Origin of the sequence: Bacillus sp. AP50 (assembly GCF_040492675.1) — a bacterium.
GTDB classification, from domain to species: Bacteria; Bacillota; Bacilli; order Bacillales; family Bacillaceae_G; genus Bacillus_A; species Bacillus_A cereus.
The window spans coordinates 1-5,862 of sequence record NZ_JBEUTW010000475.1; the positions used below are offsets into that span (position 1 = coordinate 1).

Consider the following 5,862-nt stretch of genomic DNA (forward strand, 5'->3'; position numbering starts at 1 on the left):
GGTATACTCATATTTTTATGAAGCACATTACAAGAAGAAATTTTTTAAAAATTGGTATGCGTACTTGTCTCTATTCATTTATAACCAGTAGCATCGGATACTACTATGCTAAATATATAGAGCCCCATTTCATTTCTTTTACACAGCACACATTAAAATCACAACTCATCCCAAAAAGTTTTCATGGTATGAAAATTCTTCAATTCAGCGATTTACATCTCGGATACTATTTCTCGCTTCAACATTTATCTAAAGTTGTTTCTAAAATTAATGCTGTAAATCCAGATATTGTCCTTTTTACCGGAGATCTCATTGATAATTATCAAACGTATACTGACACTCCTTTCGTTGCATCCATTTTAAAAAATATACAAGCCCCCTTTGGTAAATTCGCTATTTATGGTAACCATGATCACGGTGGATATGGAACTGAATACTATGAGCACATCATGCGTGAATCAGGATTTGAGCTATTGCTCAATAGTGAAAAAAGAATTCGTCTAATGGATAATAGTGAAATTTCTATTTTCGGTCTCGATGATATACTATTAGGCAAACCAAAAATAGAGAAAACATTAGAGCATGCACGGCAAAGTACTTATAACATTGTTCTTGTTCACGAACCAGATATCGCGCCCCAAGTTTCTAAATATCCAATCAACTTGCAACTTTCTGGTCATAGTCACGGCGGACAAGTACAAATTCCTTTTTTAGGAGCTATTATTACACCTTCACTCGCCAAAGACTATATTGAAGGCTTCTATACAATTCAGGATTTAACTCTCTATGTCAATCGAGGCCTGGGAAGAACACGTGTCCCATTTCGTTTTATGTCAAAACCTGAAATCACAATTTTCACACTCCAACATTCGTAATAATTCGCCTATTTTCTTACATATCCTTTCTTGTACGCGCTCATCCACGTTTTGTTTACCATATGATAAAAGTGAGTCCAATAAAGGAGGTATGTTCATGTATCCATATTATCAACCAATTCCAGTCCGTTCAGCACCTATTGGTCCAGTAGGCGACTCACGCTTCTTCCCGTTTTTTGGCGTTCCCTTTCTAGCTGGAATTGCTGGTGGATTGCTCGGCGGAGCATTAGCTTTCGGCCCTCGACCATTTTATCCACCTTATCCACCACCTTTCCCGCCGCCAGCACCTTATCCTTGTTACGGTGGACCATGTCAGCAACCATACTATTACTAAGTTAAAATAACGATTCTTTCAAATATTATTCTCTCAACGAGCCATCTCATTACACGCTTATAATAAAACTATTGTTTCTACTCATCCTTCCATTTTTGGAGCATATGAGTAGAAAAAAGTAAAAACCTCTTATTGACATAAGAGGTTTTTACTTTTTTCATTATTCAGAGTCTGTATTTTGATATGCCATCTTAAACAACTTCACTTGGCTATCAATTTCTTCTGTACTACTATTAATAACATAATAGTAATCACCATCTTTATTTTGTTCACGTGTTTTCACATTATCAGCTAATGTAAGCTGTAAAATCGCCTTAATTCGTGCCTTCATTTCAATATCTAATATCGGGAAAGATATTTCCACTCGCTTCTCCATATTTCGCGTCATCAAATCAGCTGAAGATAAATATATTTTCTCCTCCCCATTATGATGGAAATAATAAATACGGCTATGTTCTAAATATCTTCCAACAACACTAACTACACGAATATTTTCACTTACATTTGGAATGCCAGGTCTTAAACAACATGTCCCTCGAACAATGAGCTCTACCTTTACTCCAGCTTGTGATGCTTCGTACATTTTTTTAATTAATGGTTTATCTGTTAATGAATTCATCTTAGCGATAATATATCCATTTCCATATTGCCTATGATAACGGATTTCTTCATCTATTAAATCTATAAATTGCTCTCTTATATCAAATGGAGCAACCGATAAATGATGAAAATGTGGCTTTGTTGTATAACCACTTAAATAATTAAAGAAATTGGTTGCATCAACCCCAAAGTCTTTTCTTGATGTAATATATCCAAAATCAGTATATAACTTCGCTGTTGCATCATTATAGTTTCCAGTTCCGAGATGTACGAACCTTTCGATTTTTCCGTTTTTTCTTCTTACAACTAATGTAATTTTACTATGTGTTTTCAAGTGACTTACACCGTAAATAACATGACAGCCTGCCTGTTCCAATTCTTTAGCCCAATGAACATTATTTTCTTCATCAAATCTTGCCTTTAATTCAACTAATACTGTCACTTGTTTTCCCTTTTCAGCCGCTATCTTTAACGCCTGAATAATCGGTGAATCACCACTTACACGATATAACGTTTGTTTAATCGCAAGTACATTCGGATCGTCCGCCGCATCACGGACAAAATCAACTACCGGCTGAAATGATTCAAAAGGATGATGTAATAAAATATCATGCTCAATTGCTTTTTCAAATACATCTTCTTCATCACCTAAATCTTGAGGTGGTTGCGGAATAAGAGCCGGATATACAAGATGTTCATATAAAGGAGCTAGTTTTTTATATAAAGAAAACAAACATGTTAAATCTAATGGACCATCCATTATATATACATCTTCATCTTTTACTTCCAGAACCTCATATAATAACGCTAGTACTCTTTCATCAATGTGTTCTTTCCCAACTTCTAAACGAACAGCAGCCCCCCACTTACGCTTTTTTAATTCTTTTTCAATTACCTTTAATAAATCTCTCGCACCTTCTTCATGAATCGTTAAATCTGCATTGCGTGTAATACGGAAACGAGTAACAGATGATACTGTATATCCCGTAAATAATTTATGAGTAAAGCTACTAATTACGTCTTCTAATAAAATAAATTTATGCTTTTGCCCTTCGCTCGGTAAAATTATGAAGCGCTCAAGTAATGAAGGAACTTGCACAATTCCTAACTTCGTCCTGTTTTCCTCTTCCGCTTGCTTCTCATCATATAAAAGAGTAGCCAAATTCAAACTTTTGTTTAATAACATTGGAAATGGGCGATATGCATCAATAGCTACAGGAGTTAACACCGGAAAAATTTGCTCATCAAAATACTCTTCTATAAATTCTCGCTGCTCTTTCGTCAAATCATTGAATGTTAAACGTTCAATTCCCTCTAACTCAAGCGCTGGTAATACATAATTTTTAAATGTATCATATTGTACTGTCATTAGTGCATGGGCTTTTATCGCAATTTTATTTAATTGCTTTTTTGGTGTTAAGCCAGCTTTATTTTCTGGCTGATTAAATCCAGCACTCACTTGATCCTTTAATCCCGCTACACGTACCATAAAAAATTCATCTAAATTCGAACTAAAAATACTAATAAATTTCAATCTTTCCAAAAGTGGATTATTTGCATCTTGCGCTTCTTGTAAGACACGTTCATTAAATGCTAACCAACTTAACTCTCGATTATTGTAATAAGCTGTATCATTTAAATTTACTGCATTCCCCTTCAATAATTCCATTCTCTTCACACTTCCCCTTGAAACTTTTTCACTATAATTTAGTTACTTTTATTTTAGCAAATTACAATATTATAAAGTGTAAATTTTTTGTAAAGACATCCGTACAACCTAATGTTTTAGTTCAAATAACAAGTTAATATTCGTTTTTAATACTCTTTCTAACTGTTTTTTTTGTTTTTCAGCCTGCACTTTTTCCGCTAATGCCGATTTTTCACATAAAGCTTTAAATGTTAATCCTTCTTCGTTTTCTGTTATAGATATGGTATCAATAAGCGATCGTTGCCTTACATTTAAAGTAGCTGAAAATTGTAAAACAGCTCCTAACAGGCGGATTTTTTTTTGTTCGCTTTTATCAAACCAACCTTCAAATGGAGATAAATGTTGTTTAAATAACATTTTTGATTTATACGATGCAATAAGCGCTAGCCTTACTCGATCTTTATGCATCATGCCATCAATTGTCTTATTCGCTAATAAATAAAACGTATGTAAACGACTTGCTTCTTCGTCTATATATTTGCCTATATTAAATACTTTCGCTGCTTGATGGAACACTTCCCAGTCTTTTACTGACATAGAAATAAGCCCTATTTCCTCAAGTTGTTTGCAAATTAGTCTTCCATGTTTAATAAGCTGAATAACAAATTCCATGTCCATTTCGTATTCATGTGATAGTAAATGCAGACTTTCTTCAACTACGTTCGGATAATATGAAATCCCCAAATCTTTTGTCAACTCTTCATAGAAAACACCTTCTCTTAACCCTTTTCTACTTAATACAAATGCCGGTGCCTCTATAACATTAACAAGTGTATGAAATACTTCAACCGCTGGAATAATTGTATCCGCTCGATCTTTTGCCAATCCTTCCAATTTCTGAAGTTCTATGTACGACAATTTTTCCAATTCATCTTTTACACTTTCAATATCTTCTTCTTTCATCTTGTATAAATGTAATCCTGCTATAGGATAACATATTAAATTTTGATGGATTTTCACTAAGTTCCTAGCACTACCACCAATTGCAATAAGAGGCAATTTCTTATTGATTAACCATGGTAACGTTCGAAATTGAAACTCTAAATACTGTTGCATTCCCTCTAACTCATCTTTAGTAGGAATATCCCCTTTAATAAATTGTTGCTTTAAAGAAAGTGCCCCAAATGGAAAACTATGGTACTCTAAAATCTCTCTATTTCTAAAGTATGTAACTTCTGTACTTCCCCCGCCGATATCTACCGTTATTCCTTCTGAAAACGATGTAGAATTCATAACCGCCAAGTATCCGTAACGCGCTTCCTCATACTCTGATAATACTCTAAGAGTAAAGTCCGTTTGTCCTTCAACAAGCTTTTTAATTTCCTCTTGATTCTCCGACTGTCTAATTGTTGCTGTTGCAACACAAAGTACATGATGCAACTGATGGAATCTTGTACTTTCTTGAAATTGAAATAATGTCTGTAATAATACTTCTATTCCCTCTTCATTCAACACACCATCAATTAAGTAATTCCTTAACCTAGCAACAACTTTCGTATTTTCAATCTCTTTATAAAAACCTCCATTTTGCTTTTCATAAATAACTAAACGCATTGTATTAGACCCAATATCTATAATGGCATACTGTTGTTTTAATATTTCTTTCAAACTTCTCACTCTTTCATTATCAAATTTCAAAAACATATTCTATTACTATTATACAAAATAGTTGATTTTTGTAACAATATTGCTTTAATATTGAAAATATATACAATCACTTTTTGCGTATAATAAATACCTATTTTATTTATGGTATAATAATGAAAAATTGAAAGGAGATTCAATATGAAACCTTCACAACCACAATCTCAATTACAAAACCAACATTCTATTAATCGACTAGCTCAATCTATTTTCGTTGTGAATCGTCATGCTAAAGCAGCTACTAATCCTAAATATTTATACTGGTTAAAAAAGACAGCTTTAGAACGTTTGATTGCTGAAAAAAAAGCAATTAAAGAAGGATTACATTTTTCTAGAAACCCACGTTTTAGCCAACAACAATCTGATGTCCTTATACGTTTAGGCGATTATTTTTTCCACATCCCTCCTACGAAAGAAGATTTTCGAATTCTACCGCATCTTGGTCATCTTGAATCCTCCTATCGAAATCCGAAAACAACCTTATCTTTAACAGTGGCAAAAAAAACAATTCAAGATTATATTGGTCCTGAAGCATTAAAACAAGAAAAAAAATTAAGTGAACCTGTTCCATGGTATAGTCGTACTTATACAAAAAAATAAAACAGTTTGGCCAAGTGTAGGCCAAACTGTTTTATTTTTTCTCTTCTTTAATTTTAATATTTGCTTGTTTATAAAAAGCTACTTTTTCTGTATTATAAGAC

Annotated in this window: 5 protein-coding genes and 1 pseudogene; 3 read left to right on the forward strand and 3 right to left on the reverse strand. The window is 33.3% G+C overall.

Annotation, left to right across the window (positions count from 1 at the left end; translation table 11 throughout):
• The first annotated feature begins 17 nt into the window (after positions 1 to 17).
• A complete protein-coding gene (locus tag ABWK52_RS24950; protein ID WP_021727656.1) occupies positions 18 to 875 on the forward strand; it encodes a metallophosphoesterase in 858 nt (285 codons plus the stop codon).
• A gap of 97 nt (positions 876 to 972) precedes the next feature.
• Positions 973 to 1,209, forward strand: a complete 237-nt coding sequence (locus tag ABWK52_RS24955; protein WP_000283738.1) for a hypothetical protein — start codon at positions 973 to 975, stop codon at positions 1,207 to 1,209.
• 160 nt (positions 1,210 to 1,369) lie between these two features.
• Here ABWK52_RS24955 and ABWK52_RS24960 read toward each other — a convergent pair whose 3' ends face one another.
• Both ABWK52_RS24960 and ABWK52_RS24965 read right to left on the reverse strand, forming a co-directional pair.
• A complete protein-coding gene (locus ABWK52_RS24960) occupies positions 1,370 to 3,478 on the reverse strand; it encodes a polyphosphate kinase (RefSeq protein WP_218272381.1) in 2,109 nt (702 codons plus the stop codon).
• 108 nt (positions 3,479 to 3,586) lie between these two features.
• Positions 3,587 to 5,161, reverse strand: coding sequence for a Ppx/GppA family phosphatase (locus tag ABWK52_RS24965; protein ID WP_002005581.1), 1,575 nt, complete (start codon positions 5,159 to 5,161; stop codon positions 3,587 to 3,589).
• 141 nt (positions 5,162 to 5,302) lie between these two features.
• On the opposite strand from ABWK52_RS24965, the gene ABWK52_RS24970 reads away from it, so the two are divergent.
• On the forward strand, positions 5,303 to 5,761 hold the full coding sequence (locus tag ABWK52_RS24970; RefSeq protein WP_000804862.1) for a YkyB family protein: 459 nt from the start codon (positions 5,303 to 5,305) through the stop codon (positions 5,759 to 5,761).
• Between the two features lie 31 nt (positions 5,762 to 5,792).
• Here ABWK52_RS24970 and ABWK52_RS29875 read toward each other — a convergent pair.
• Positions 5,793 to 5,862 (reverse strand): annotated as a pseudogene (locus tag ABWK52_RS29875) (YkyA family protein); the annotation flags it as partial.